The organism is Flavihumibacter cheonanensis, from assembly GCF_022352215.1.
GTDB lineage: Bacteria > Bacteroidota > Bacteroidia > Chitinophagales > Chitinophagaceae > Flavihumibacter > Flavihumibacter cheonanensis.
In genome coordinates, this window is the sequence record NZ_JAKRWF010000065.1 from 1 (window position 1) to 290 (window position 290).

At 72.1% G+C, this 290-nt stretch carries 1 pseudogene; it reads left to right on the forward strand.

From position 1 onward, the window contains the following. Positions 1 to 290: pseudogene (locus MD536_RS21150) on the forward strand (excinuclease ABC subunit UvrA); the annotation flags it as partial.

A 290-nucleotide genomic window follows, 5' to 3' on the forward strand; every position in this document is an offset into this window, starting at 1 on the left:
CAACCACCGTCTCGTGCGGATCCTCAAGGGGCTGCGCGACCTCGCCAACACGGTGGTGGTGGTCGAGCACGACCCGGAGATCATCCGCGAGAGCGATTTCATCCTCGACCTCGGGCCCCGCGCCGGCGAAAACGGCGGCGAGCTCATGTACTTCGGCCCCACGGCCGGCGTGAATGACTCCCTCACCGGGCAGTACCTGCGCGGGACGCGCCGCATACCGGCCCCGGAGCGGCGCCGCCCGCCCCGGGACGGCGCCTGGCTCTGGGTGCGGGGCGCGGCCGAAAACAACC